This window comes from Microbacterium sp. LjRoot45 (genome assembly GCF_964253325.1).
GTDB lineage: Bacteria > Actinomycetota > Actinomycetes > Actinomycetales > Microbacteriaceae > Microbacterium.
Window position 1 is genome coordinate 1,478,419 of record NZ_CAXUQM020000001.1, and the last position, 26,692, is coordinate 1,505,110.

The 26,692-nt window shown below is 68.5% G+C and carries 19 protein-coding genes, 1 tRNA gene and 1 other RNA gene; 11 read left to right on the forward strand and 10 right to left on the reverse strand.

From position 1 onward, the window contains the following. Positions 1–42: 42 nt before the first annotated feature. The gene (locus tag ACSQ18_RS07000; protein ID WP_144807859.1) at positions 43–969 is read right to left on the reverse strand and encodes a proteasome assembly chaperone family protein; all 927 of its coding nucleotides are present in this window, start codon (positions 967–969) and stop codon (positions 43–45) included. Positions 970–1,083: 114 nt separating this feature from the next. On the opposite strand from ACSQ18_RS07000, the gene ACSQ18_RS07005 reads away from it, so the two are divergent. The 3 genes from ACSQ18_RS07005 to sucB all read left to right on the forward strand — a co-directional run bounded on the left by ACSQ18_RS07005 (position 1,084) and on the right by sucB (position 5,741). Further along, the gene (locus tag ACSQ18_RS07005; protein WP_436036424.1) at positions 1,084–2,550 is read left to right on the forward strand and encodes a leucyl aminopeptidase; all 1,467 of its coding nucleotides are present in this window, start codon (positions 1,084–1,086) and stop codon (positions 2,548–2,550) included. After that, positions 2,547–3,917: a dihydrolipoyl dehydrogenase gene (lpdA, locus tag ACSQ18_RS07010; protein WP_436036426.1), complete on the forward strand. Its 1,371-nt coding sequence runs from the start codon at positions 2,547–2,549 to the stop codon at positions 3,915–3,917. The genes ACSQ18_RS07005 and lpdA overlap by 4 nt, the downstream gene beginning before the upstream one ends. A 63-nt stretch (positions 3,918–3,980) precedes the next feature. Further along, entirely contained in the window at positions 3,981–5,741 is a 1,761-nt protein-coding gene (sucB, locus tag ACSQ18_RS07015) for a 2-oxoglutarate dehydrogenase, E2 component, dihydrolipoamide succinyltransferase (protein ID WP_436036428.1), read from the forward strand. 26 nt (positions 5,742–5,767) lie between these two features. Here the strand turns inward: sucB and ACSQ18_RS07020 are convergent, their stop codons facing one another. Further along, positions 5,768–7,063: a hypothetical protein gene (locus tag ACSQ18_RS07020; protein WP_436036430.1), complete on the reverse strand. Its 1,296-nt coding sequence runs from the start codon at positions 7,061–7,063 to the stop codon at positions 5,768–5,770. Positions 7,064–7,179: 116 nt separating this feature from the next. Between ACSQ18_RS07020 and ACSQ18_RS07025 the strand changes: the two genes are divergently transcribed. Further along, the gene (locus ACSQ18_RS07025; protein WP_436036432.1) at positions 7,180–7,890 is read left to right on the forward strand and encodes a DUF4191 domain-containing protein; all 711 of its coding nucleotides are present in this window, start codon (positions 7,180–7,182) and stop codon (positions 7,888–7,890) included. A gap of 4 nt (positions 7,891–7,894) precedes the next feature. Here ACSQ18_RS07025 and ACSQ18_RS07030 read toward each other — a convergent pair whose 3' ends face one another. Further along, entirely contained in the window at positions 7,895–8,248 is a 354-nt protein-coding gene (locus ACSQ18_RS07030; RefSeq protein WP_436038398.1) for an RDD family protein, read from the reverse strand. Positions 8,249–8,416: 168 nt separating this feature from the next. Between ACSQ18_RS07030 and glnA (ACSQ18_RS07035) the strand changes: the two genes are divergently transcribed. Continuing rightward, entirely contained in the window at positions 8,417–9,841 is a 1,425-nt protein-coding gene (gene glnA, locus ACSQ18_RS07035; RefSeq protein ID WP_144807866.1) for a type I glutamate--ammonia ligase, read from the forward strand. 70 nt (positions 9,842–9,911) lie between these two features. Here glnA (ACSQ18_RS07035) and ACSQ18_RS07040 read toward each other — a convergent pair whose 3' ends face one another. The 3 genes from ACSQ18_RS07040 to ACSQ18_RS07050 are packed head-to-tail and all read right to left on the reverse strand — an operon-like array spanning position 9,912 to position 14,528. After that, a complete protein-coding gene (locus ACSQ18_RS07040; RefSeq protein WP_436036434.1) occupies positions 9,912–12,911 on the reverse strand; it encodes a bifunctional [glutamine synthetase] adenylyltransferase/[glutamine synthetase]-adenylyl-L-tyrosine phosphorylase in 3,000 nt (999 codons plus the stop codon). Between the two features lie 5 nt (positions 12,912–12,916). Then, positions 12,917–14,254: a type I glutamate--ammonia ligase gene (gene glnA / locus ACSQ18_RS07045; protein ID WP_144807868.1), complete on the reverse strand. Its 1,338-nt coding sequence runs from the start codon at positions 14,252–14,254 to the stop codon at positions 12,917–12,919. Between the two features lie 31 nt (positions 14,255–14,285). Further along, the gene (locus ACSQ18_RS07050; RefSeq protein ID WP_436036436.1) at positions 14,286–14,528 is read right to left on the reverse strand and encodes an SPOR domain-containing protein; all 243 of its coding nucleotides are present in this window, start codon (positions 14,526–14,528) and stop codon (positions 14,286–14,288) included. Positions 14,529–14,609: 81 nt separating this feature from the next. Here ACSQ18_RS07050 and ppgK point away from each other — a divergent pair, with 81 nt between their 5' ends. Continuing rightward, positions 14,610–15,371, forward strand: coding sequence for a polyphosphate--glucose phosphotransferase (ppgK, locus tag ACSQ18_RS07055; RefSeq protein ID WP_436036438.1), 762 nt, complete (start codon positions 14,610–14,612; stop codon positions 15,369–15,371). Positions 15,372–15,411: 40 nt separating this feature from the next. On the opposite strand, the gene rnpB is transcribed toward ppgK, so the two are convergent. Next, positions 15,412–15,771, reverse strand: an RNA gene (gene rnpB / locus ACSQ18_RS07060) — RNase P RNA component class A. Positions 15,772–15,872: 101 nt separating this feature from the next. Here rnpB and ACSQ18_RS07065 point away from each other — a divergent pair. Next, a complete protein-coding gene (locus ACSQ18_RS07065; protein ID WP_144807871.1) occupies positions 15,873–16,538 on the forward strand; it encodes an LPXTG cell wall anchor domain-containing protein in 666 nt (221 codons plus the stop codon). Between the two features lie 3 nt (positions 16,539–16,541). After that, complete coding sequence (locus tag ACSQ18_RS07070) at positions 16,542–18,329, forward strand: DUF4012 domain-containing protein (RefSeq protein WP_436036441.1); 1,788 nt, start codon at positions 16,542–16,544, stop codon at positions 18,327–18,329. 9 nt (positions 18,330–18,338) lie between these two features. On the opposite strand, the gene ACSQ18_RS07075 is transcribed toward ACSQ18_RS07070, so the two are convergent. Together ACSQ18_RS07075 and ACSQ18_RS07080 are read right to left on the reverse strand one after the other, a co-directional pair. After that, entirely contained in the window at positions 18,339–20,051 is a 1,713-nt protein-coding gene (locus tag ACSQ18_RS07075; RefSeq protein ID WP_436036442.1) for a bifunctional 3'-5' exonuclease/DNA polymerase, read from the reverse strand. Between the two features lie 19 nt (positions 20,052–20,070). Beyond that, on the reverse strand, positions 20,071–20,802 hold the full coding sequence (locus tag ACSQ18_RS07080) for a zinc ribbon domain-containing protein (protein WP_436036444.1): 732 nt from the start codon (positions 20,800–20,802) through the stop codon (positions 20,071–20,073). A gap of 125 nt (positions 20,803–20,927) precedes the next feature. Between ACSQ18_RS07080 and ACSQ18_RS07085 the strand changes: the two genes are divergently transcribed. Continuing rightward, positions 20,928–22,430, forward strand: a complete 1,503-nt coding sequence (locus ACSQ18_RS07085; protein ID WP_436036446.1) for an amino acid permease — start codon at positions 20,928–20,930, stop codon at positions 22,428–22,430. A 16-nt stretch (positions 22,431–22,446) separates the two neighbouring features. Here ACSQ18_RS07085 and ACSQ18_RS07090 read toward each other — a convergent pair. Then, positions 22,447–22,522 (reverse strand) — tRNA-Val (locus ACSQ18_RS07090). 138 nt (positions 22,523–22,660) lie between these two features. Between ACSQ18_RS07090 and aceE the strand changes: the two genes are divergently transcribed. Then, positions 22,661–25,390: a pyruvate dehydrogenase (acetyl-transferring), homodimeric type gene (gene aceE / locus ACSQ18_RS07095; protein WP_144807876.1), complete on the forward strand. Its 2,730-nt coding sequence runs from the start codon at positions 22,661–22,663 to the stop codon at positions 25,388–25,390. A gap of 8 nt (positions 25,391–25,398) precedes the next feature. Beyond that, on the forward strand, positions 25,399–26,610 hold the full coding sequence (locus tag ACSQ18_RS07100) for a PucR family transcriptional regulator (RefSeq protein ID WP_144807877.1): 1,212 nt from the start codon (positions 25,399–25,401) through the stop codon (positions 26,608–26,610). The last annotated feature ends 82 nt before the right edge of the window (positions 26,611–26,692 follow it).

The window sequence follows — 26,692 nt, forward strand, 5'->3', positions numbered from 1 at the left end:
GCAGTCTCCCGGGGCACGACTTGTCGGCGGACCGTGGAGGGGTCAGAGACGGCCCCTCTTGTCCTCGTCACCCGGAGGACGGGTGGCGAGGTAGCGCTCGAGCTCGGCCGCGAGTTCGTCTGCACTGGGCAGATCGCCGGTGTGGATGATCGGCTGGGCGCGCGTGGCACCTGCCATGTAGGAGTCGTAGCGCTCCTCGAGATTGTGCAGCATCGCGGTGAGCTCGTCGCTCCCCGACACCTGTTCTGTCACCTTCTCGAGGTACTCCCGGTTCTCTTCGCGAAGGTCGTCCAGGTCGAATACCAGCCCGGTCGCGACGGAGACGCTATCGAGCCCGGCAATCGCGGCCGCGGGATAGTCGGTGTCACCGAGGTAATGCGGGATCAGCAGCACGAAGCCCGCGACGTCGGCGCCGGCTTGTGCGAACCGATACTCCAGCAGGTGACCCACCGTGGCGGGCACCTGCGTGTGCGGCTGCCACACGGAGTGAGCCTTGGTGAGATCGGCTCGCGTGCCGCTGACGGTCGTGCCGATGGGGCGGGTGTGGGGAACCGGCATCGGGATCGCGTGCACCCAGGTGACCGTCGACGTCTGGAGACCCTCGGCGAGTCCGACGACGGTCTCCGTGAAGGCCTCCCAGGCGAAGTCCGGTTCGTAGCCGGACAGAAGCACGAACGGCTGACCGAGGGAGTCGTGCGCGAGCGCCAGCTCCAGACGTGGCGGTCGATACCCCGTCAGGTGATCCGCCTCGAAGGTGATGAGCGGGCGTCGAGCGCGGTAGTCCAGCAGGACGTCGGAGGAGAACGAGAGTACCGGGGTCGGGTCGAGATCGTCGCGAAAGAAGTCGACCATCCGCGACGCCGCGCTCCCGGCATCCGTGAAACCCGTCAACACGATCACCAGCGGCAGACCGCTGGGGATGGGCGGGGCGGTCGCGACACGCTCATACAGAGGACCGGACAGGGGCATGACTCCACTGTACGAGCCGTCGCGCGGGCGGGCTCCGCATCGGTCGCGCTGACAGCGAACACGCGACCGGCCAGTGCGGCGCGACGCCGCCAAACCAAAACTAGGATGGAGCCCATGCCGTTCCCGGAGCTGTCGTTCACCACGTCCGCCCTGGCCGACATCGAGGCGGATGCCCTCGTGCTGGCCCTCCCCCCGATCGGAGCCGCCGGCGACGCGCTGGCATCACTCCCCGGGCTCGGGGACGTGCTGGAGGGAGTCGGCTTCTCCGGTGCGGCGGGAAGCGTCATCCGCGTATTCGCGCCGTCCGTCACCGCCCTGCCGCTCTTCGTCGTCGGCATCGGTGCGAACCCCGACGCGACCTCCGTGCGCGACGCCATCGGCGCGGCCGTCCGCACGACGACGGGATTCGACACGCTCGCCGTGTCGGCGCCCACTGCCCCCGCACTGGTCCGAGCCGTCGCCGAAGGCGTCGTGCTCGGCGGCTACCGGTTCCAGGGGTACAAGCGCGATGCCGGCAAGACCCGCGCCTCTCGCGTCGTGATCGCCGCGCCGGAGGTGCCTGCGGAGTCCGACCAGCGCGTCGTTGCCGCTGTCGGGCAGGCCGTCGCGCTCGTGAAGGATCTCGTGCACACCCCCGCGGAGTGGCTCGGCCCGCAGGATCTCGCCGACCGCGCCGTCGAGGCCGCGGCGGGTCTGCCTGTGTCGGTCGACGTCTTCGACGAGCAGCGGCTCGCCGAAGAGGGTTACGGCGGCATCCTCGGGGTCGGGCAGGGCTCGGATCGACCGCCCCGTCTCGTGCGAGTGGAGTACGCCCCCGAGGGAGCGACACGTCACATCGCTCTGGTCGGCAAGGGGATCACCTTCGACACCGGAGGCCTCTCGTTGAAGCCCCCCGCGGGCATGGTGGGGATGAAGTACGACATGTGCGGTGCCGCCACCGTGCTCGCCGTCGTCACCGCCGCCGCCAGGATGGAGGCGCCGGTACGCGTCACGGGCTGGCTCTGCATCGCGGACAACATGCCGTCGGGGCGCGCGACGCGCCCGGGCGACGTGGTGCGCATCGCCGACGGCACCACGGTGGAGGTTCTCAACACGGATGCCGAAGGCCGGCTCGTGCTCGCCGACGGTCTCGTTGCCGCCAGCCGCGAGCTGCCCGATGTCCTCATCGATGTGGCGACTCTCACCGGCGCCATCTCCGTCGCGCTGGGAAACCGGCACACGGGCGTCATGGGCGATAACGTCGCCGTCGGCGAATACCTCGCCGCCGCGGAACGCGCCGGTGAACCGGCCTGGCCGCTCCCGCTGCCCGAGCATATGGAGGAGGAGCTGGACTCCCCCATCGCCGATCTCCAGAACGCGAAGATCGGCGATCCCGCCGGCGGATCGCTCTTCGCGGGCCTCTTCCTCCGGCGATTCGTCGGCCGGGTCTCCGAGGAGCCTGACGCGCCGCGCATCCCGTGGGTGCACCTCGACATCGCGGGTTCCGGAACCACAAAGGCCCCGTTCGGGTCGACGGACAAGGGCCCGACAGCAGCGACCGTCCGTTCACTCATCGAGTTCGTCACAGGAGACGCATCATGACCGAGCACGCAGCCGACATCGTCATCCTCGGAGGCGGGAGCGGAGGCTACGCCGCCGCACTGCGGGCCGCGGAGCTCGGCAAGTCCGTCGTGCTCATCGAGAAGGACAAGCTCGGGGGTACGTGCCTGCACCGCGGTTGCATCCCGACCAAAGCGCTCCTCCACTCGGCGGAGGTTGCCGAGCACGTTCGCGAGGCGGCGTCGGTGGGAGTGACGGCCACGTTCGACGGGATCGACATGCCCGGCGTCACGGCGTACCGCGAAGGCATCGTCGCGAAGAAGTTCAAGGGACTCGAGGGACTCGTGAAGACCCGCGGGATCACCGTCGTCGCCGGCGAGGGGCGCTTGCTCGCCGACCGCGGCGTCGCGGTGGGCGAGGACGTCTATCGCGGTACCGACGTCGTGCTGGCCACCGGCTCTTTCACCAAGATGATCCCCGGCCTCGAGGCGGGCGGACGCATTCTCACGAGCGAGCAGGCCCTCGCCCTGCAGGAGGTTCCGAGCCGGGTCGTCATTCTCGGCGGAGGCGTCATCGGGGTGGAGTTCGCCAGCGTCTGGCGCTCCTTCGGCGTCGAGGTCACCATCGTCGAAGCGCTCGACCATCTCGTGCCCAATGAGGACATCGCGCTGAGCAAGGGGCTCGAGCGAGCATTCCGCAAGCGCGGCATCGTGGCGAAGCTGGGTCAGCGATTCGCGTCGGCCGAGCAGTCGGACGACAGCGTCACCGTGCGCCTGGAGGGCGGTGACGAACTCGTCGCCGACTACCTCCTCGTCGCTATCGGTCGGGGCCCTGCGACCGGTGGTCTCGGATTCGAGGATGCCGGTGTCGCGCTCGACCGAGGATTCGTGCCGGTCGATGAGCGGCTGCGTACGAACGTTCCCCATGTGTGGGCCGTCGGAGACATCGTGCCCGGCCTGCAGCTCGCCCACCGCGGGTTCCAGCAGGGAATCTTCGTGGCTGAGGAGATCGCGGGCCTTGCCCCCGTGGCAGTTTCCGAGACCACGATTCCGCGCGTCACCTATTCGAGCCCTGAAGTGGCATCGGTGGGCGTCACGGAGGCCCATGCACGTGCCGAGCACGGTGACCGTGTCGTGGCATACGAGTACAACCTGGCAGGCAACGGCAAGAGCGAGATCATCGGGACCGCCGGGCTCGTCAAGGTCGTGCGTCTGGCCGACGGGCCCGTCGTCGGCGTGCATCTCGTGGGCGACCGCGTGGGCGAGCTGATCACGGAGGGCCAGCTCGCGGTGGGATGGGAAGCCCATCCCGAGGACCTTGCGCCGTTGATCCACGCCCACCCCACGCAGAGCGAAGCTCTGGGCGAGGCGTTCCTCGCGCTCGCCGGCAAGCCCCTGCACGCACTCTGACGACGCAGTCCCGCGGGTCAGTAAGCTAAAGATGACATCGACACGTCTGAAGGAGACATACCCATGAGCACATCCGTGGTCCTCCCCGCGCTCGGAGAGAGCGTCACCGAGGGTACGGTGACCCGCTGGCTCAAGCAGGTAGGTGACACCGTTCAGGCCGATGAGGGCCTGCTGGAGATCTCGACCGACAAGGTCGACACCGAGATCCCGTCGCCCGTGAGCGGTGTCATCGAGGAGATCCTGGTTCAGGAGGACGAGACGGTCGAGGTCGGCGCGGTGCTCGCGAAGATCGGCGACGGTTCCGGAGCCGGCAGTGATGCCGACGCTCCCGCTGTTGAGGCTCCTGCTGCGGAGGCTCCCGCTGCTGAGGCTCCCGCCCCTGAGGCACCTGCTGCTGAGGCTCCTGCTGCTGAGGCACCTGCTGCTGAGGCTCCGGCTGCGGCACCTGCTGGCGACGCGAAGGATGTCGTGCTCCCCGAGCTCGGCGAGAGCGTCACGGAGGGCACCGTCACCCGCTGGCTCAAGCAGGTCGGCGACGACGTCGCGGCCGACGAGCCGCTGCTGGAGATCTCGACCGACAAGGTCGACACCGAGATTCCCGCTCCGTTCGCCGGAACCCTCCAGGAGATCGTCGTCGCGGAAGACGAGACGGTCGCCGTCGGCGCCGTGCTCGCGCGCATCGGTTCGGGTGCCCCCGCCGCGGCAGCACCCGTCGAGTCTGCACCTGCGCCGGCTGCGGCCGAGCCCACGGCTGCCGCTGCGCCCGCTCCGGCGGCTGCAGCTCCCGCTCCCGCGGCTCCGGCGGCTGCAGCGGCTCCGGCGGCTGCAGCTCCCGCTCCCACCCCCGCAGCGCCGACGCCCGCAGCTCCGTCCCCGGTGCCCGCTTCCAGCGCAGCGTCGGTCGACGACGACGGACCCACGTACGTGACCCCGCTCGTCCGCCGACTCGCCCAGCAGCAGGGTGTCGACCTGGCGTCCGTCACCGGAACCGGCGTCGGCGGTCGTATCCGCAAGGAGGACGTCCTCAAGGCGGCAGAGGCAGCCTCGGCTGCCCCGACGGCATCCGAGGCAAGTGCACCGGCGGCGGCGCCGGTCGTCGAGGTCTCGCCCCTGCGCGGCACGACGCAGCCGATGTCGCGCCTGCGCAAGGTTCTCGCCGAGCGTGCGGTCGCCTCGATGCAGCAGACGGCGCAGCTGACGACGGTCATCGAGGTCGACGTCACCAAGCTGTCCAACTTCCGCGACAAGGTGAAGGGCACCTTCCAAGAGAAGACGGGCGACAAGCTGTCGTTCCTTCCCTTCTTCGCGCTCGCCGCGGCCGAGGGGCTCCAGGCTTACCCGATCATCAACTCCACGGTCGACGGCACCGACATCGTCTACCCGCCGACGGAGAACCTCTCGATCGCCGTCGACACCGAGCGCGGTCTGCTCACGCCCGTGCTGCGCGACGCCGGCTCGAAGAACCTGGCTCAGATCGCTCACGAGATCGCGGACCTCGCCGCTCGTACGCGAGACAACAAGCTGAAGCCCGACGAGCTCGCCGGCGGAACGTTCACGCTCACCAACACGGGTTCCCGCGGTGCGCTGTTCGACACGCCCGTCGTGTTCCTGCCTCAGTCGGCCATCCTCGGCACCGGCGTGGTTGTGAAGCGTCCCGGCGTCGTCACGGTCGACGGGAAGGAAGCGATCTCGGTCCGTTCGTACGTGTACCTGGCGCTGTCCTACGACCACCGGACGATCGACGGCGCCGACGCGGCCCGATTCCTCGGCGCGGTGAAGGCGCGGCTGGAAGCGGCGGAGTTCGAGTCGCAGCTCGGCATCTGATCGGGCCTTCCGGCTCATCGAAGGGTTCATGGCTGGTCCGTGACGTCGTACACGTCGCGGACCAGCCATTCTTCGTCGGAGGCCACGACGACGACGATCTGCGCGCCGCGATGCTCGCCAGCGGTGACACGGTAGGCGGCGACACCGCCGTAGTCGTCGATGAGCGCTACCTCCCGATTGTTCACGACGGTCGTAGCGGCGCCGGCGGGAAACACATCCTGCGTGTTCTCGACGACCTCCGACGAGCATCCCTCAGGGACACAGGCGCTCAGACGTTCCACGAGCGCGACCACCGCCTCAGGCGCATCACCCCGACCAGTGCCTCCCTCCGGGGATCCCGACTCCGCCGACGGCGTGGGAGGAGAGGACGGGCTCCCGCTGACGGATGACGAAATCGTGGGGCGATTCGCATCGACGTGGATGCCGCGGCGTTCGGCCGCCGCGGGATCGCCCTCGTCGTGCGGCAGAAGGAGCCCGCCCACGAGCACGAGCGTGCATACGGTCAGACCGGTCAACACGACGCGTCGTCGCGTACCGACGGCGCGACCGCGCTCTTCTCCTGCCGCGCGAGAGCGCCATGACGCTCTCACTCCGTCCCAGGCATCGCGCACGCGATCGGCCCACTCGCCATCCATGTGATCGCGCACGACGGAGAGTGCGGCCGGCTCCCGCCTTCGGGCAAGCCGCTCCACGTCGCCGCGGGCGCTTTCGGCGACGGATCGGGCCGGGCGAGCCGATTCCGCCGAGATGGGGCTCGGATCGGCGAGCGAGAACAGGCCGTTCTCGACCGCCTCGTGGTCTCGAATGAGAAGCCGCGCGTCGGCGATCGCACGCCGCGCGGCGCCGATGGAGGTCGCACGTTCCGCGGTCCCGAGGCACAGTTCGGCGAGAATCGCATCGGTTTCGGAACGCCACGGCGTCGAGCCTCCCGCCGCCAGCACAGGACGGCCGGTCGAGGTCACCCACCAGGTGCCCTCGGCGATCCCGAGTCTGTCGGCTTCGAGCGCGCCCCGCAGAATGCTCACGCAGAGGGTGACGGCCTCGGCATCCGTTACCGTGGCACGTCCGTCGAGCCAACTGCTCAGCCGCAAGGGGCAGTGGAGGACCAGAACACCCTGGCGGTCGGGAGCGTTCTCCACGTCCTGTGGCGCGAGCAGATGACCATCGGGGTCGGCGCGCCATGCCGGACTCTCCCGCCAGGCGTCGAGAGGTGTCCGTACCAGTGGTTCTTGCCCGCCGACCGCAGGAAGGAGGGCGCCGGGTATCGGAGCGTCCTCCGCGGAGAGATGGCGGAGAGGTGTGGCGAGATAGGGCCTGGTCATGCTCCGAGTGTGAGGCTCGGTGTGCCGCTGCCATACTCGCAGCCGGAACGCCGTGGACAGGGTCGAGGCCGCGAGGACTGTGAAGAAGGCGTGTGGGCGAAGGTAGGCTTAGAGCCATGTCATCGCGCAGTTCCGCCCCCGAAAAGCGGCCCGGCTTCTTCCGCCAGATCCGCTCGCTCGTCAGCTTCACCCGCGACGTCTACTCGTGGGCGCCTTGGGTACTCTTGGCCATCGTGGTCGCGGCTGCGGGGATCGGCGTCCTCGTCGGGTTCTTCGTGCCGCCGGTCGCTGTCTGGAGCATCATCCTGTGGGCCGTGACGGGCGTGATGTTCGGGATCCTGGCTGCGATGATGACGCTCACTCGCCTGTCCACCAAGGCGATGTACAAGAAGATCGACGGTATGCCGGGTGCCGCGGGTCACGTGCTGTCGACGTCGCTGGGGCGGCGATGGGTCGCGTCCGACACTCCCGTCGGCGTCAACCCCCGAACGCAGGATGCCGTTTACCGCGTCATCGGCCGCGGCGGTGTCGTGATCGTCGGCGAGGGTGCTGCCGGGCGTCTCACGAGGCTCATCAACGACGAGCGTGTCAAGGTGCAGCGTGTGGCATCGGGCGTGCCTGTTCACGTCTTCCACGTCGGTCACGGTGAGGGCGACATCCCGATCTCGAAGCTGGCCGCGACGATCAAGGCGCTCCCGAAGAAGGTGGACCGCGGCACGATGGCGGCCGTCGTCAAGCGCGTCGACTCCGTTTCGCAGTCGGTCACCTCCCTGCCGATCCCCAAGGGGATCGACCCGACCAAGGCGCGGGCGCCCCGCCCGCGCTGAGGTGTCAGGCGCGCACGAGAACCGTGCCGGCCGCCTTGTCGTGCAGTCCTCGCTGATCCGGATCCCAGATCACCGCGGGGATGACCACGAGGAGCAGCAGCGTGCGAATGATGGGACGCCACAGCCCCACCCACCCGCCGCCGAGCAGCTGTAGGCGCAGACCCGCGAGGCGATGGCCCGGGCTCCCTCCCAGCGTGGGGAGGAACAGCAGCTGGACGACGGCGAAGACGATCAGCGTCGCGAACGAGTCGTACGAGAAGAACGCGATCGACACGATGACCGCGCACGCCCAGTCGATGGCGAGTGCGGCGATCCGGCGGCCGGGACGCGCGATGCTTCCGCTTCCCGCCTCCGGCATCCCGAGTCGCTCGCCAGGGTACGTGCTGTCGCGATCCGTCACCGCTCCAGCGTAACGATGGCTCTGTAACATGTCGGAAACATGCGAGATACTGCCGGGCAACCCCGTTTCGATAGCTTCGAGACAACCTGCCGGTAGTGGCGGTTCTCACCCGATCTTGGAGACTCCATGTTCAAAGATTCATCCGAGGTGCTCAAGTACATCAAGGACGAGGACGTCAAGTTCCTCGATATCCGTTTCACGGATCTCCCGGGTGTGCAGCAGCACTTCAACATCCCTGCATCGACCGTCGACGAGGAGTTCTTCACCGTCGGTCAGCTGTTCGACGGCTCCTCGATCCGCGGCTTCGCGAACATCCACGAGTCCGACATGCAGCTCATCCCGGATGTCTCCACCGCCTACCTCGACCCGTTCCGCGAGGCGAAGACTCTCATCATGGTCTTCGACATCTACAACCCGCGCAACGGCGAGATCTACGCCAAGGACCCGCGTCAGGTTGCCAAGAAGGCCGAGAAGTACCTCGCCTCGACGGGGATCGCCGACACCGCGTTCTTCGCGCCGGAGGCCGAGTTCTACATCTTCGACGACGTGCGCTACTCGGTGACGCAGAACGCCAGCTTCTACAGCGTCGACTCCGAAGAGGGCGCCTGGAACACCGGCCGTGAGGAAGAGGGCGGGAACCTCGCCAACAAGACCCCGTACAAGGGCGGCTACTTCCCCGTCTCCCCCGTCGACAAGACGGCCGACCTGCGCGACGACATCTCGCTGAAGCTCATCGAGTCGGGTCTCGTGCTGGAGCGCGCGCACCACGAGGTGGGCACCGGCGGTCAGCAGGAGATCAACTATCGTTTCGACACGATGGTCCACTCGGCGGACGACATCCTCAAGTTCAAGTACATCGTCAAGAACACCGCCGAGCAGTGGGGCAAGGTCGCGACCTTCATGCCGAAGCCGCTCTTCGGCGACAACGGCTCGGGGATGCACACCCACCAGTCGCTGTGGCTGAACGGCGAGCCTCTCTTCTATGACGAGAAGGGCTACGGCGGACTGTCCGACACGGCGCGCTGGTACATCGGCGGTCTGCTGGCACACGCTCCCGCGGTGCTGGCGTTCACCAACCCGACGCTCAACTCCTACAAGCGCCTCGTGAAGGGCTACGAAGCCCCCGTCAACCTCGTGTACTCCGCCGGAAACCGCTCCGCGGCCATCCGCATCCCGATCACGGGCTCCAACCCGAAGGCCAAGCGCATCGAGTTCCGCGCGCCCGACGCCTCCGGCAACCCCTACCTGGCCTTCGCCGCGCAGATGATGGCGGGTCTGGACGGCATCAAGAACCGCATCGAGCCGCACGAGCCGGTCGACAAGGACCTCTACGAGCTGCCGCCCGAGGAGGCCAAGAACATCCCGCAGGTGCCCAACTCGCTGCTGGACTCGCTGGAGGCTCTCCGTGCCGACCACGAGTTCCTGCTCGCCGGCGGTGTGTTCACGCCCGAGCTGATCGAGACCTGGATCGAGTACAAGATCGAGAACGAGATCAAGCCGCTCGCGGCGCGTCCGCACCCGTTCGAGTACGAGCTGTACTTCGGCGTCTGACGCACTCGGTTCGAAGCGCCCCGGACAGGAGTTGTCCGGGGCGCTTCGGCGTTCTACGGCTGAGATGCTCTCAGCCGTAGAAGAGCTTCTCGAACACGCGGCGCGATCGACGCGCGGTGCGCAGCCAATCCTCCTCGACGAGCGTGGCCGAGCGGGCCGGATACTCCAGGACGCGCCCGATGCCGTCGAGTTTCCCGCGATCGGTGGGGAGGACATCACTCGTCTGACCCGACAGGAGAGTGTTCGCCGAGCGCAGTCGGCTCGCCAGGCGCCAGCTCTCGCTGAGCCGTTCGGCCGCGGTGTCCGGGACCAGCCCCGCTTCTCGTGCAGCCTCGAGGGCGGCGATGGTGGACGTCGTCCGCAGGCCCGGCACGCGGTGCGCGTGGGAGAGCTGCAAGACCTGCACGAGCCATTCGACGTCGCTGAGCCCGCCAGGTCCCAGCTTGAGGTGACGGGTGCGATCCACTCCCTGCGGCAGGCGCTCACTCTCGACCCTCGCCTTGATGCGCTTGATCTCCCTCACCGCTTGCATCTCGACGGATGCCGGGTAGCGCACGTCATCGGCCAGCGCCATGAACCGCGTGATGAGCTTGGTGCTTCCGGCGACGCCGCGGGCACGGAGAAGCGCTTGCGCCTCCCAAGAGAGCGACCAGCGACGGTAGTACTCGGCGTACGCATCGTAGGAGCGGGCGAGCGGACCGTTCCTGCCTTCGGGGCGCAAGTCCGCGTCGAGTTCGAAGGGAAGGCGATGATCCTCCGAATACGTGCGGAGACCCGTCGCGAGGCGGACGGCCAGGTCGTGGGCGCGTTGCGGATCGATCCCGTTCGCGTCGTAGACGTACATGACGTCGGCGTCCGAACCGAAGCCGAGTTCCGCCCCGCCGAACCGACCCATGGCGATGACAGCGAAGTCGAGGCCGTCGTCCTCAGGGGGAACGACTTCGCGGCGTACGGCCCGCAGCGTCGCCTGGATGGTCACTTCGCTCACGGTCGTGAGTCCTTGCGCGAGATCCTCGATCGTCACCGTGCCGACGACCGCCGCCAGCGCGAGCCGCAGGAGTTCGCGTCGCCGGAGCGCCCGGACCGCGCTCATCGCATCGTCGATCGATCGGTGACGGGTCTGGATCGCACGCGCCTCCTCCTGGAGGGCGACTCCGCGGCGCGGGCGCAGGGGTTCCTCGGAGTCCAGCCAGGCGACCGACTCCGGGATCCACTCCATGAGCTCGCCGATGTAGCGGGAGCCGGACAGCGCCCGGGTCAGCCGCTCGGCGGCACCCGACGAGTCGCGCAGCATGCGAAGGAACCAGGGGGTGTCCCCCAGTCGTTCGCTGATCCGTCGGAAGGCGAGGAGCCCATAGTCAGGGTCGACGCCATCGGCGAACCAGCGGAGCATGACCGGGATCAGGTGACGCTGGATCGTCGCCTTGCGGCTGAGGCCGCTCGTGAGCGCCCCGATGTGCCGCAACGCACCCGCCGGATCGCGGAACCCGATGGCTGCGAGCCGATCGTGCGCCTGCTGCGGCGACAGGGTCTGCTCATCGGCGGGGAGGGCTGCGACCGCTGACAGGAGGGGCCGGTAGAACAGCCGTACGTGAATCTCGCGGACCTGGCGCTTGACGGACTCCCACAGCGCCCAGACGGCAGGCCCCGACTCGGCCAGGCCGGACGCGCGTGCCAGCACACGCAGGCTCTCGGGGTCCGAAGGCATCAGGTGGGTGCGTCGGAGACCGGCGAGCTGAACGCGGTGCTCGAGGACGCGGAGGGTGCGGTAGTGCTGCGAGAAGCTCGCTGCGTCGTCCCGCCCGATGTACCCCTCCGCCACGAGCGCGCCGAGCGCGGGCAGCGTGCCGGATTGGCGGATGCGGTCGTCCTGGAGGCCGTGGACGAGCTGCAGGAGTTGCACGGTGAACTCGATGTCGCGGATGCCGCCCGGACCGAGTTTCAGTTGATACGGAACGTCGGCGGCGGGTATGTGCTCGGTGACCCGCTCCCGCATCCGCTGGACACTGTCGACGAAGTTCTCGCGTGCGGCGGAGGTCCACACCTTGGGCTGAACGGCTGCGACGTACTCCGCGCCGAGTGCGGCGTCGCCGGCAAGAGGGCGCGCCTTGAGAAGCGCCTGGAACTCCCAGCTCTTCGCCCAGCGGTCGTAATACGAAAGGTGGGAACCGAGCGAGCGGACGAGAGCGCCTTGTTTGCCCTCGGGCCGGAGGTTGGCGTCGACCTCCCAGAGGGGCGGCTCGATCTCGACGCCGGAGATGCCGCGCATCGTCTGGACGGCCAGCCGCGTCGCGATGTCGATGAGGCGGCTCTCCCCGTACTCGTTCACGCCCTCGGCGGTTCCGCCGCCCACGAAGATGACGTCGACATCGCTGACGTAGTTCAACTCGCGCGCGCCGGTCTTGCCCATGCCGATGATGGCGAGGCGGGTCGCCGCGACCTGCTCCCGGGGGAACAGTCCGGTGCCGGCACCGCCCGCGACGACCCGTGTGCGCGCGACGCTCAACGAGGCCTCCAGTGCTGCTCCCGCCGCGTCGGCGAGGGCAGCAGCGACGGGGGCCAGCACCATCGTGGCGTCGGAGGCGGCGAGGTCGTAGGCAGCGATGCGCGCCAGGAGACGCCGGTAGCGCACCCGGAGCGCGACCCAGGCGGATTCGTCGCCGTGCGCCGCGAATCCCTCGGCATCCGTGCCCACGGCCTCCGCGAGCTCCTCTCGGAGTTCGGCAGCCGTCGGCAGCCCTGCTGCGGGATCGGCGATGTGGGCGAGCTCTTCGGGGTGGCGCAGGTAGAAGTCCGCGAATCCCGTAGAGGCGCCCAGGAGCGACCACAGGATGCCGGGAACGGCTTGCAGTGCTGTGGTGACGGCGGCGGGGTCGCGGCGCGCGACGCGTGCCAGCGCGCCCAAAGCCGCGTCCGGGTCGGCTGCCCGGTCTGCGTGGGCGGTGAGCGCGTCGCGATCGATGCCGACCAGCGCGGAGAGTTCGTCGAGGAGCCGGTCCGTCTCGGCGAGGTCGCCGAAGCCCGCGCGAGCGAGGCCGGTGAGGGCGCCGGAACGCGAACTCGCGGACATGGGGACTAGAGCATCTCCAGGTTGCTCTTCAACTCGAAAGGCGTGACCTGCGCGCGGTACTCCTGCCACTCGCGGCGCTTGTTGAGCAGCACGTAGTTGAAGACCTGTTCGCCGAGCGTCTCGGCCACCAGCTCCGACTCCTCCATGTACTCGAGCGCGTGATCGAGGCTCGCGGGGAGCGCTTCGTAGCCCAGTGCGCGGCGTTCGGCATCCGTCAACGACCAGACGTTGTCTTCGGCCTCGGGCGGCAGCTCGTACTCCTCCTCGATGCCCTTGAGGCCGGCGGCGAGCATGAGCGCATACGCCAGGTAGGGGTTGGCGGCGGAGTCGAGGGCGCGGTACTCCACACGGGTCGACTGCCCCTTCTTCGGCTTGTACATGGGCACGCGCACGAGGGCGGAGCGGTTGTTGTGACCCCAGCAGATGAAGCTGGGCGCTTCGTCGCCGCCCCAGAGGCGCTTGTAGGAGTTGACGAACTGGTTCGTGACGGCGGCGATCTCGTTCGCGTGCCGCAGGAGTCCGGCGATGAAGCGACGCCCCGTGAGGGAGAGCTGGTACTGCGCGCCCTCCTCGTAGAACGCATTCACGTCGCCCTCGAACAGGGACATGTGCGTGTGCATGCCACTGCCGGGGTGACCGCTCAGCGGCTTCGGCATGAACGTGGCGTAGACGCCTTGTTCGATCGCGACCTCCTTAACGACGGTGCGGAAGGTCATGATGTTGTCTGCGGTGGCCAGCGCATCGGCGTAGCGGAGATCGATCTCGTTCTGCCCGGGGCCGCCTTCGTGGTGGCTGTACTCCACCGAGATCCCGAGGTCTTCGAGCATGCGCACCGAACGGCGGCGGAAGTCGTGTGCCGTGCCACCGGGAACGTTGTCGAAATATCCGGCGGAGTCGACGGGCTCCGGGCCCTCGGGCCCGTACGTCGACGACTTCAGCAGGTAGAACTCGATCTCGGGATGCGTGTAGAAGGTGAAGCCAGCGTCGGCGGCCTTCGCCAGGGTGCGCTTGAGGACGTGCCGAGGGTCAGCCACCGCAGGCTGCCCGTCGGGCGTCGTGATGTCGCAGAACATGCGTGCGGTGGGGTCGATCTCACCGCGCCACGGCAGGGTCTGGAACGTCGTCGGGTCCGGATGCGCGAGCAGGTCGGACTCGTACGACCGCGTGAGACCCTCGATCGCCGAGCCGTCGAAGCCGAGTCCCTCGGTGAAGGCGCCCTCGACTTCGGCGGGCGCGATCGCGACCGACTTGAGGGTTCCGATCACATCCGTGAACCAGAGGCGCACGAACTTGACTCCGCGCTCCTCGATCGTGCGCAGTACGAAGTCCCGCTGCTTGTCCATCGCGTCCTCTCCGATGACGATTGAAGCCAGACTATCGGCCCTGATCGCCCTCGCCGTCCGTCGACACGGACCCGGATCGCGGAGCGCTCCAGTCGTCCTCGCGCGCCTCTTCGTCTGCCCAGGCACGCGAGCGCTCGGCCATCACCTGGGGAGCGCGAGCGGCTTCTTCGGCGGTCTCGAACGGCCCCGCGCGATCGACGGAGGGCGACTCGAATCCGCGCTCCACCTCGCCGGTGCGCAGGTTGTACCAGAACTTCTGGTCGTCTCCGGTCATGGCGGCTCCCCTCTGTGCCGGTGATCTCCGGCGGTGCCTCCGATCCTACGAGGGCCCGCGTCGGCTGGGTAGGCTGGCGGCATGGCGATCAAAACGACCCGCGCTGTCGGGGTAGACATCGGCGGCACCGGGATCAAGGGAGCGATCGTCGACCTCGCCGCAGGTACGCTGCTCACCGATCGGATCAAGGTGGCTACGCCCGCCGGAGCGGAGCCGGACGACGTGCTCGACGCCGTCCGGGTCGTGCTCGACCGTCTCGAGGTGCGGGAGGAGAACATCCCGCTCGGAGTCGCGTTCCCCGCGATCGTGAAGCGGGGTCGCACGCTGTCGGCCGCGAATGTGTCCGATGCGTGGATCGGGTTCGAAGCCGAGCACTTCTTCGAGGACGGACTCGGTCGCGAGATCCACTTCGCCAATGACGCCGATGTGGCGGGCGTCGCGGAGCTGCGTTACGGCGCGGCGCGCGAACAGGCCGGTCTCTCGATCCTGACGACGCTCGGAACCGGCATCGGCACCGCCATGATCCATGACGGCGTGCTCATCCCGAACTCGGAGCTCGGTCATTTGCAGCGCGCCGGACACAAGAAGGATGCCGAGGCCTGGGCGGCGTACTCCGCCATGGAGCGCGACGAACTGAGCTGGGAGAAGTGGGCTGAGCGCCTGCAGTGGTACTACCGCCATCTGGAATTCCTGCTGAGCCCCGACTTGTTCATCGTCGGGGGTGGCGTTTCCAAGCACGCCGACCAGTTCTTGCCGCTGCTCGACCTGAGCACGCCGATCGTGCCCGCTGTACACCGCAACAACGCCGGAATCATCGGAGCCGCTGCGCTCGCGGTCGCCTGACTCTCGTCGGCAGCCCGGGACTTTCGGGCGACAGATGGGGCGAATGGGCCGGCCTGTACGCCGGGTTCTGTCCGGGGGCGTGAGCCCCGTGGACGGTCATCTCTCTCGGCGACGCGTCGCCGCGCCGCTCCAGCGGCCTACCCGGGGACTCGGCGAGCCGCGTCGTCATCCCCTGTCTGGCCTTGCTCCGGGCGAGGTTTGCCGTGCGAGTCGTGTCACCACGACCCCGGTGGTCTCTTACACCACCCTTTCACCCTTACCCGCCGTGACGGCGGGCGGTCTGCTCTCTGTGGCACTGTCTCGCGGATCACTCCGGGTGGGTGTTACCCACCGCCCTGCCCTGTGGAGCCCGGACGTTCCTCGGGGCGGTCTCCCGCCACGCGACCGTCCAGCCGACCCATTCGCTCGGCGAGTTTACCGCGCGGAGCCCGAACGTGGTGTACCATCGCGGTGTATGGGCCCGATTGGGGAGGGCCCGATGAGCAGGCTGGGGGGCTTGTCATGAAGAAATCTGTGTTCGCACGCGCGCTTTTCGCGGGGATCCTGCTGTTGTCGTTGCCGACCGCAGCGCACGCCGCAACCGAGGACGACGGTTATACGCCGGGCGTCGACGGCAGCTTCACGCTCGCCGGTTCGGAGGTCGCGGGCGTCTGCGACAACGATGTGCCGTGGATCGAGTACTCGGTGGTCCTCACCGACACGAACAACAAGGCGACGAACCACACCGCGAGCCTCGTGCTCTCGAACGGTTCGCAGTCGACGACGATCCAGCTCGGCGCGCTGGATGCCGACGGTCACCTCGACGGTCGCATCCTGTGGCCCGGAGCCTCGATCGCCGCGGACGGCACGCCCACCGGGTGGCCGGGCTGGGCATTCGTCGACGGCTCCTGGGTCGAGACCAACGACAACTTCGCGTGGACCCGTGGGGACATCTCGGCGAAGGTCGTCGTCAACCCGGAGATCGCGGTGGCGCTCAGCTACCCGCCGAGCAGCCCGTACTGCAGCGCCCGCCCCGACATCACGGGTGAGCCCGCCGGTGTCGACAGCGAGGTTCTCGCGGTGACGGGCTCCGACTTCGACGCGCTGCCCTTCGTGGTCGGCGGCGGAGCGGTGCTCCTCGTCGGCGCAGGACTGCTGGTCGCCGGCCGGCGTCGTCGCACCAACTGATCCATGGGTCAGGCATCGCCTGATCCGACTCGTCGCCGCCGACGCAGGATCGTCGGGTGGACCGTTGCCGGTCTCCTCGTCATCCTCGTCGGCGTCGGCGTGTGGGTGACGTCGCGCGTGCTCGTCGTTCGCGACGAGCTCGCGGGAGTTGCCCAGCTTCAGCAGCGCGCGGAGAGGGCCCTCGAGGACGGCGACGTCGCCACGCTGGGCGATGTGGTCTCCGAGTTCGATCGTCGGGTGGATGCCGCTCAGGCGGCTGCCTCCGATCCCTTCTGGCGCGCGGCCGAGACGGTGCCCGGTCTGGGACAGAACCTTCACGCCGCGCGCGTCGTCACGACGCAACTGCACCGCATCGCCCTCGACGTGGCCGATCCGGTCCTGGCGCTCACCGAACAGCTCACCGCCGGGGAGCTTCTCTCCGACGGCGCGATCGACGTGGCGCTGGTGTCGTCGGCCGCTGCACCGCTCGACGAGGCTCGGACCACGCTGCGAGACGTGCAGTCGGTGGTGGACGGCATCCCACGGGACGGTCTCCTCGGTGAGGTGGCGAGCGGGGTCGACGACGTCAGCAGCATGTTGAGCTCTGTCGGGTCCGCCGTGAGCGGTCTTGCCGACCTCAGCGATGTCCTGCCGGGCATGCTGGGATCGGATGAACCGCGCCGCATCCTCGTGATGCTGCAGAACAACGCCGAGTTGCGCTCCGGGGGTGGAATCACGGGGTCGTTCGCCGAACTCGTCGCCGACGGGGGGAAGATCGAGCTCACGCGGCAGGCCGACTCCAGCGAGTTCCGCCGCACCAAGACGGAGATCCTGCCGGTTCCGGCGTCCACGACCGCCCTCTACGGCGACATCGTCGGGCGATACGTGCAGAACACCACCACGACACCCGATTTCGACCTGTCCGCCCGACTGGCATCCACGTGGTGGGAAGGGCTGACCGGCCACCGACCGGACGTTGTGGTGTCGATCGATCCCCTCGTGCTGCGCGCTCTCTTGGCGGTCACCGGTCCCATCACGCTCGAGGACGGGAAGGTGCTCGAGCGCGACGGCTTCATCTCCCGCGTGCTCATCGCGCCGTACCTGCATCGCGAGCCGAAGGAGCAGACCGTCTTCTTCCAGGACCTCACGGACCGCTTCTTCCGCAGCGTGCTGTCGAGTTCCGCCCCGCCGTCGGCATGGATCACGGCGCTGCGCGCGCCCATCGACCAGGGCCGGATCTCCGTCTGGAGCGACGATGAGCGAGAGGCGGAAGTCATCGCCCGCTCCCCCTTCGCCGGAGCACTCGAGCGGCACCGCCAGGCGGGTGACGATGCCTTCATGGTGTATCTCAACGATGCGACCGGCGCCAAGATGGACAGCAGCCTCCGCGTGGAACTCGGCGCGGTCGCAGGATCGTGCCGCGCCGACGAACGCACCGAGGTCGCCGTGCAGGTTCGACTCACCAACGATGCCCCCGCCGACGCGGGCGAGAAGTGGCCGTTCAGCATGACCGGCAGCGGCCGGTGGGGAGTCACCGCGGGTCACATCGCGACGGCGATCGCCGTCGCTGCGCCGGCGGGATGGTTCCCCGGCGGAACGACCGTCGACGCAGAGCGGGTCGTGTCGGTCGACGTGGAGGACGGTGGCTTCCCGACGAGCGCGACAGAGGTGGAGCTCGCTCCGGGAGAGTCCGCGCTCATCGAAGTACGCTTCGTCGCCCCCGAGCTGGGCGAGGTTTCGCCTCGGCTCCTGCACACGCCCCTGCTGTTCCCTCCTGACGAACTGCCCGTGCGCGAGCTCGCGTGCGGGTGACGCGGCGCGTCAGTCCTTGGCGGCGTCGGGGGCTATCCGCAGGTCGAGCGGAAAGTCGATCGGGAAGCCTCCGAAGAGCAGCTCTGTAGCTCGTTCAGCGCTCGCGCGCACCGCCGCGGCGACGAGGTCGGCCTGCTCGGCAGGGGCGTGCACGATGATCTCGTCGTGGAGGAAGAACGCCAGATGAGCTCGACGGGAGAACAGCGGGCCGGATGCCGTGGCCGCCGACGCCGTATCCACCGAAGGCAGGTCCGCCAGGCGCGTGCGCAGGTCCGCCAACCACGCCAGTGCCCATTCGGCGGCCGTCCCCTGCACGACGAAGTTGCGGGTGAAGCGGCCGCGGTCGCGTCCTGACCGTCGCGCCGCCACGTCATCGCCTGCCTGCGCTTCGGCATCCGTCGCCCGCGCCTGCAGAGCGCGCCATCCCTCGGACGGAGGAGGGCTCGAGCGTCCGAGCCAGGTCGTGACGATCCCGCCGTCCTCCCCCTGGCGTGCGGCGTCGTCGACCAGCGCCATCGCTCTCGGGTAGGCGCGGCGCAGGGCGGGGACGAGGCGGCCGCTGTCGCCCGTGGTCGCGCCGTACATCGCGCCCAGCACGGCGATCTTCGCCTCCTGTCGGGTGGACACGACGCCGCCGGCGACGATTCCCTCGTAGAGATCGACGCCGCGTGCAGCGTCGGCCAGTGCAGTGTCGCGCGACATGGCTGCCAGTACGCGGGGCTCGAGTTGTGCCACGTCGGCGACGACCAGCGTCCAGCCGGGATCGGCGCGGACGGCGGCCCGCAACTGGCGCGGTAACTGCAGCGCTCCCCCGCCGGACGATGCCCACCGGCCCGTGACGACACCGCCCGGCACGTACACAGGACGGAACCTCCCGGCGGGTGCCCACTCCGCCAGCCACGCCCAGCCATTCGCGCTCAGGAGGCGTGTCATCCGCTTGTAGGCCAGCAGCGGCTCGATCACCGGGTGGTCGAACTCCGCAAGTTCCCACTTGCTCGTCGAACGCGCGGCAACCCCCGCGCGGTGGAGCGCGCGGAGCAGCTTCGGCTGGGAGTCGAGGCTCGCGTGCGGGTCGCCCAGCGCGGCGCGCACGGCGTCGGCGCATGCCTGCACGCGGGTGGGGAGTCCTCCCCCGGCAGGTCGCGCCCCGAGCATCTCGGTGAGGATGCGTTCGTGCGTCGCAGCATCCCAGGGAACGCCGGCTGCGTGGAGTTCAGCGGCGATCAGCGCACCGGCCGACTCGGCGGCGACGAGGAGCCGGAGCCGGTCGGGATTCGTGGACGACGCGACGGCGCGCTGCTGGCGGCGGAACTCGAGGAGCACCTCGTCGGAGTCCTCCAGGGCGTCGCTATTCTCCTCCAGTCCGAACAGGGTGTCGTGCGCGGTGTCTTCCGCGGCGGCCGCGTGCGACCACGCCACGGCGGCACGGAGGTCGGCGGTGTCCGTGACGAGGGCGCTCCCCCTCAGGATGGCGTGGCTCAGGCGGAGGTCATGACAGCGCGCGACGGACACGCCTTGCGCGAGCAGGGGCGGATACCATCGCGCGGTGTCCGACCATACCCAACGGTGGGCCGTCGAGTGCGAGGCGATCACCCCGGGGAGCTCGCGACGCGGCACGTCCCGGCGCGAGATCTCTTCGCCGGTCGCGGTCACCTCGATGAGGGTGAGGTCGGAGGCGTCCTTGCCGGCGACGAGGGTCCACGCCGGTCCGCCGGTCGTCATGGCATGCGCGGCGTGGTGCTCACAGGCCGGACTCGTCGGTGCGCACGAGGATGCATCCGCACTCGGGACACGTCACGACGTCATCATCGGCGGCCTGGCGAAGGGAGTGGAGATCGGTGCCGGCGAGAACCATGCGACATCCTTCGCATGTGCGTTGGCGCAGGAGGGCCGCGCCCGTGCCTCGGACCGCGAGCTTCTCGTACAGGGCGAGCAGGTCGCCGGGCAAGGAGGATGCCAGCGCCGATCGGTCGCGGCCGGCGGCCTCCAGCCGTGCCGTCGCGGCGGCGACATCGGCCTTGGCCGCGGCACTCAGACGCGCGCCTTCGTCGTTCGTCGTGGCGATGAGCGTCTCCTGGGCCGTGACCTCGCTCGCCGCGAGGTCGAGCCGCTCCATCAGTTCCAACTCGGCGTCCTCGAGGTCGCTCTTGCGCTTCGCGAGCGATGCGATCTCGTGCTCGAGTCCCTGAGCGTCTTTCGGGTTGGTGACCGCGCTCAGACGTTCCGCGTCTCGAGCGGCGCGCGCGTCGACCACGGCGACGTCGGACTCTACGCGCGAGAGTTCGGCCGCGATGTCGTCGCGGACCCCGAGGAGTCGCGTGAGCTCGGTCGACTGGGTCTGGCGCTGCGCGAGGAGTTCCTGCACCCGAGCTGCCTGCTCCGGGTTGCGCCGGGCGTGATCGGCAGCCCGCGCCGTCGCATCGAGGGCGGCGAGGTCGACGAGGCGGAGCTGGTCTTCGGGGCGCGCTTTCACGCCTCCCAACCTACCGCGCCGCACGGACACCGCACCGGACACACCCTCCCAGCGCGGTGGCGCGTAGCCGCGCGGCAGAACGTGCCCACTAGCATGTGGTCCCTGACGAACAGAGGAGCATTCCGATGAGCGTGATGCGCACGAAGTCGGTCGAGCGGTCCATCGCCGACACCGAGGAGCCGGAGTTCCGGCTCAAGAAGTCCCTGTCCGCCTTCGACCTCACGGTCTTCGGCGTGGGTGTGGTCATCGGCGCCGGCATCTTCACCCTCACGGGACGTGTCGCCCACGAAGTGGCGGGGCCGGCGATCGTGATCAGCTTCGTCGTGGCCGCGATCGCGTGCGGACTCGCGGCGATGTGCTACGCGGAGTTCGCCTCGACCGTTCCCGTGTCCGGCTCGGCCTACACCTTCTCCTACGCGTCGCTCGGTGAGCTCCTCGCATGGATCATCGGTTGGGACCTCATCCTCGAGATGTTCCTCGGCGCGGGGGTCGTCGCGCAGGGGTGGAGCGCGTACCTCGGAGTCCTGCTGGAACAGCTCGGGATGCCGATACCCGCCGAGATCGGCTACGGCGGAACCGTAGACGTGATGGCGATCCTGCTCGTGCTCGTGCTGGGCGCGCTCATGACCTACGGCATCCGCGAGTCGATGCGGGTCAATCTGGTCCTCGTCGCCGTCAAGCTCTTCATCGTGCTGTTCGTGATCGTCGCCGGCATCCTCTTCGTCAACCCGGCGAACTACTCGCCGTTCGTCCCCGATCCGGCGCCCCGAGAAGCCACGACCGGACTCACTCAGCCGCTGCTGCAGTTCCTTTCGGGCATCGAACCCACCGCGTTCGGGCTGGGCGGGATCTTCGCCGGCGCCGCCCTCGTCTTCTTCGCCTACATCGGCTTCGACGTCGTCGCCACGACGGCCGAGGAGACCAAGCGTCCGCAGCGGGATCTCCCGATCGGGATCATCGCCTCGCTGGTCATCTGCACGGCTCTCTACTGCATCGTCGCCCTCGTCGTCACGGGCATGGTGCCGTACCAGGATCTCGATCCCGCTGCCGCTCTGGCGAACGCCTTCGTCCACCACGGACAGGCCTGGATGGCGACCGTGATCTCTGCAGGCGCGGTGGCCGGCCTCACGACGGTCGTGCTGACCCTCCTCATCGGCGCGACCCGGATCATCTTCGCCATGTCGCGCGACGGCCTTCTGCCGGTGCGCCTCGCGAAGGTGCACCCGACCCGCCGCACGCCCTGGATCATCTCGATCATGGTGACCGTGGTCGTCGCCGTCGTCGCCGGAGTGACACCGGTAGGAGTGCTCGAGGAGATGGTCAACATCGGCACGCTGTCGGCGTTCGTGCTCGTCTCGATCGGCGTCATCGTGCTGCGCCGGACCCGGCCCGATCTGCCGCGCGGATTCCGGGTCCCCTGGAGCCCCGTCCTCCCCGCCGTCTCGGCCGCCGTCTGCACCTATTTGATGCTGAACCTCACGGTGGAGACGTGGTTGCGGTTCCTCGTGTGGCTCGCGATCGGATTCGTCGTCTACTTCACGTACTCGAGGAGGCACTCGCGCCTGGGCAAGGACGAGGGGCTCTATCTCAATCCGGCTGAGCCGAAGATCGTCGGTCGCGACGGTTGAACGGGTCGCGGACGGATGGTGGGCCCTGCCGGGTTCGAACCGACGACATCCACGGTGTAAACGTGGCGCTCTACCAGCTGAGCTAAAGGCCCTTCGGGTTCAGTCTACGAGGCTCTGCACCCTCGGGAAGTGACTAGGCTGATGGGCGGTGTGTTGTCCGTGCTGAACAAAAGCCGACCGCATCCGTAGCCCCGTCCTGGCACGATCTGCCAGATGAAGAAAGGTCGCCCGTGACTGTCAACGATCAGGATCCGTACTCGCAGGGCCCGCAGGACAGCGATCCCGAAGAGACCCACGAGTGGCAGGAATCGCTGCACCAGCTCGTCGAGGCCAAGGGTGCCGGACGCGGTCGAGAGATCATGCTGAGCCTCCTGCACGCCTCCCACGAGCTGCAGCTGAACGTCCCCCAGGTGCCGACGACGGACTACATCAACACGATCGCACCCGAGAACGAGCCCGAGTTCCCCGGCGACGAGGAGCTCGAGCGTCGTTACCGCCGATGGATCCGCTGGAACGCCGCGCTGACCGTGCATCGGGCGCAGCGACCGGGCATCGGCGTGGGAGGCCACATCTCGACCTACGCGTCTTCGGCCTCGCTCTACGAAGTGGGCTTCAACCACTTCTTCCGGGGACTCGACGATCCCTCCGGCGGCGACCAGGTGTTCGTCCAGGGCCACGCCTCCCCTGGCATCTACGCGCGTTCGTTCCTCGAGGGCCGGCTGTCCTCCGAGCAGCTCGACGGATTCCGCCAGGAGAAGTCGAAGGCGCCGGTCGGCATCCCGTCCTACCCGCACCCGCGTCTGATGCCGGATTACTGGCAGTTCCCCACGGTCTCGATGGGTCTCGGCCCGATCAACGCCATCTATCAGGCGATGACCAACAAGTACCTCACCAACCGCGGCATCAAGGACCTGTCGAACTCGCGGGTGTGGGCGTTCCTCGGTGACGGGGAGATGGACGAGGTGGAGAGCCGCGGCCAGCTGCAGGTCGCCGCGAACGAGGGCCTCGACAACCTGACCTTCGTCGTCAACTGCAACCTGCAGCGACTCGACGGACCCGTGCGCGGCAACGGCAAGATCATCCAGGAACTGGAGAGCTTCTTCCGCGGCGCCGGCTGGAATGTCATCAAGGTCGTCTGGGGACGTGGGTGGGACGAGCTGCTGCAGCAGGACCGCGACGGAGCGCTCGTCGGCCTGATGAACAGCACCCCCGACGGCGACTTCCAGACCTACCGCGCCGAAGACGGCAAGTTCATCCGCGACCACTTCTTCGCCCGCGATGAGCGCACCCTCGACATGGTCAAGGACTGGTCGGACGACGACATCTGGGGCAAGCTGCGTCGCGGCGGTCTGGACTACCAGAAGGTCTACGCGGCCTACAAGACGGCGACCGAGCACAAGGGTCAGCCGACCGTCATCCTCGCCAAGACGATCAAGGGCTACGGTCTCGGTCACCACTTCGAGGGTCGCAACGCGACCCATCAGATGAAGAAGATGACGCTGGACGACCTCAAGCACTTCCGCGACTCCATGCGCATTCCGATCACGGACGCGCAGCTCGAGGAGAACCCCTACGCGCCCCCGTACTTCCACCCGGGCATGGAGGACGAGACCATCCAGTACATGGTGGAGAAGCGTCGTGCCCTGGGCGGCTTCCTGCCCGAGCGTCGCACCCACCACGTGCCCATCGCGCTTCCCGACGACGCGGCGTACGCGCTGCCCAAGAAGGGCTCGGGCACGCAAGAGGTCGCGACCACGATGGCGTTCGTGCGCCTGCTGAAGGACCTGCTCCGGGTGAAGGACTTCGGCCACCGCATCGTGCCGATCATCCCGGATGAAGCGCGCACCTTCGGTCTCGACGCGTTCTTCCCGACGGCGAAGATCTACAACCCCAACGGGCAGAACTACACCTCGGTCGACCGTGAGCTCCTGCTGGCCTACAAGGAGAGCCCGCAGGGCCAGATCCTGCACGTCGGCATCAACGAGGCCGGTGCTCTCGCCGCCTTCACCAACGTCGGCACCTCGTACTCGACGCACGGTGAACCGCTCATCCCGGTCTACATCTTCTACTCGATGTTCGGCTTCCAGCGCACCGGCGACGCGCAGTGGGCTGCCGGCGACCAGATGGCGCGCGGCTTCATCATGGGGGCCACCGCGGGCCGGACGACCCTGACCGGTGAAGGTCTCCAGCACGCCGACGGCCACTCGCACCTGCTGGCATCCACGAACCCGGCGACGGTCTCGTACGACCCGGCCTACGGATACGAGATCGCGCACATCGTGCGTGCGGGCATCGACCGCATGTACGGCGGGAACCACCCCGACCCCAACGTCATGTACTACATCACGCTCTACAACGAGCCGCTCGTGCAGCCCGCCGAGCCGGAGGGGGTCGACGTCGAGGGCATCGTGCGCGGCATCCACCGCATCTCGACCGGTGAGGGCGACGGCCACCGCGTGCAGCTGCTCGCATCCGGCGTCGGCGTGCCGTGGGCGATCGAGGCCCAGCAGTTGTTGAAGGACGACTGGGGCGTCGTGGCCGACGTCTGGTCGGTCACGAGCTGGACGGAGCTGCGCCGCGACGGCCTCGCCGCCGACGAGCACAACTTCCTCCACCCTCTCGATGAGCCGCGCACGGCGTATCTCACCGAGAAGCTGCGCGACACCGACGGACCTGTCATCGCGGTGAGCGACTACATGCATGCCGTGCAGGATCAGATCCGTCCGTGGGTGCCGCGTACGTTCGCGACGCTCGGTGCCGACGGCTTCGGGTTCTCCGACACGCGCGCTGCGGCCCGTCGGTTCTTCAAGATCGACGGCCCGTCGCTCGTCGTGCGCACGCTGCAGGCGCTCGCTCAGGAGGGCAAGGTCGACCGCTCGCTGTCGGCGCAGGCCATCGAGAAGTACCGGCTCCACGACGTGACGGCGGGAACGAGCGGCAACGCCGGCGGCGAGAGCTGATCCACGGGATGCCGATCCGACCCACGGCGCAGGAGAAGGCGGAGACGCTCGCCTGGTTGCGACGCATCTCCGGCGATCTCGCGACGGCGACGATCAAGCGGCTCGAGGATTCCCTGCCGTGGTACGCCGAGATGCCGCCGGCTCGACGATCGGCGGTGGGCCTGGTCGCCCAGGCCGGCATCTCTGCGTTCATCCAGTGGTACGACGACCCGGGCGCACAGCCCTGGATCGCCGCGGACATCTTCGCCGCCGCCCCCAGAGAGCTGCTGCGCAGTGTGAGTCTCACCCAGACGCTGCAGCTCATCCGGGTGACGGTGGAGGTGACCGAGGAGCGTGTCGCCGGGCGTGGAGACGATCTGCGCGAGAGCATGCTGCTGTACTCCCGAGAGGTTGCCTTCGCCGCAGCAGACGTGTACGCACGCGCAGCTGAGGCGCGAGGGCTCTGGGACGCTCGGCTCGAAGCGCTCGTCGTCGACTCGATCCTCACGGGTGAGGCCGACGAAGAGCTCCCGAGCCGGATCGCGGCCCTCGGGTGGCATGGGCACGGCGAGGTCTCCGTGCTCGTGGGCACGGCTCCCCCGCAGTTCGACGTCGACCATCTTCGTCGTCTGGCGCGCAAGCTCGGGGTGGACGTCCTGATCGGCGTCCAGGGATCGCGTCTCGTGCTCGTCATCGGCCGGGCCGACGCTCCCGGCGAAGACGAGCCGGACGATCGCTTGCCGTTCCTCGAGATCGCGAAGCGCCTGGAACCCGGCTTCGGCGCCGGTCACCTCGTCCTCGGGCCGTCCGTGCCCGCCCTCGTCGACGCCGGACAGAGCGCGCGCGCCGCACTCGCGGGGTTCGCGGTCGCGAAGGCGTGGCGTCACGCGCCGCGTCCGGTCGAGGCCGACGATCTCCTTCCCGAGCGCGCCCTCGCGGGCGATCCCCTCGCGAAGGCGACGCTGGTGGAGCGCATCTTCCGTCCCCTGCAGGCCCACTCGGCCGACCTGGTGACGACGCTGTGGAGCTACCTCGACAACGGACGATCGCTGGAGGCGACGGCGCGCGAACTGTTCGTGCACCCCAATACCGTGCGCTACCGACTCAAGCGCGTCTCGGATGTCATCGGGTGGGATGCCACGGGCCCTCGGGAGGCGCTGATCCTCCAGACGGCGCTGATCATCGGTTCCATCGGTACGGATGTCACGCGCCGTCGGGCTGCAGTCCCTCGACGACCGTGACAGGATCGCTGTACGGCACGCACAAAGCATCTCGGGTTTCTTGTGACTGCATCGCCAGTCACCGGCGCCCGCTTCTTGGGAG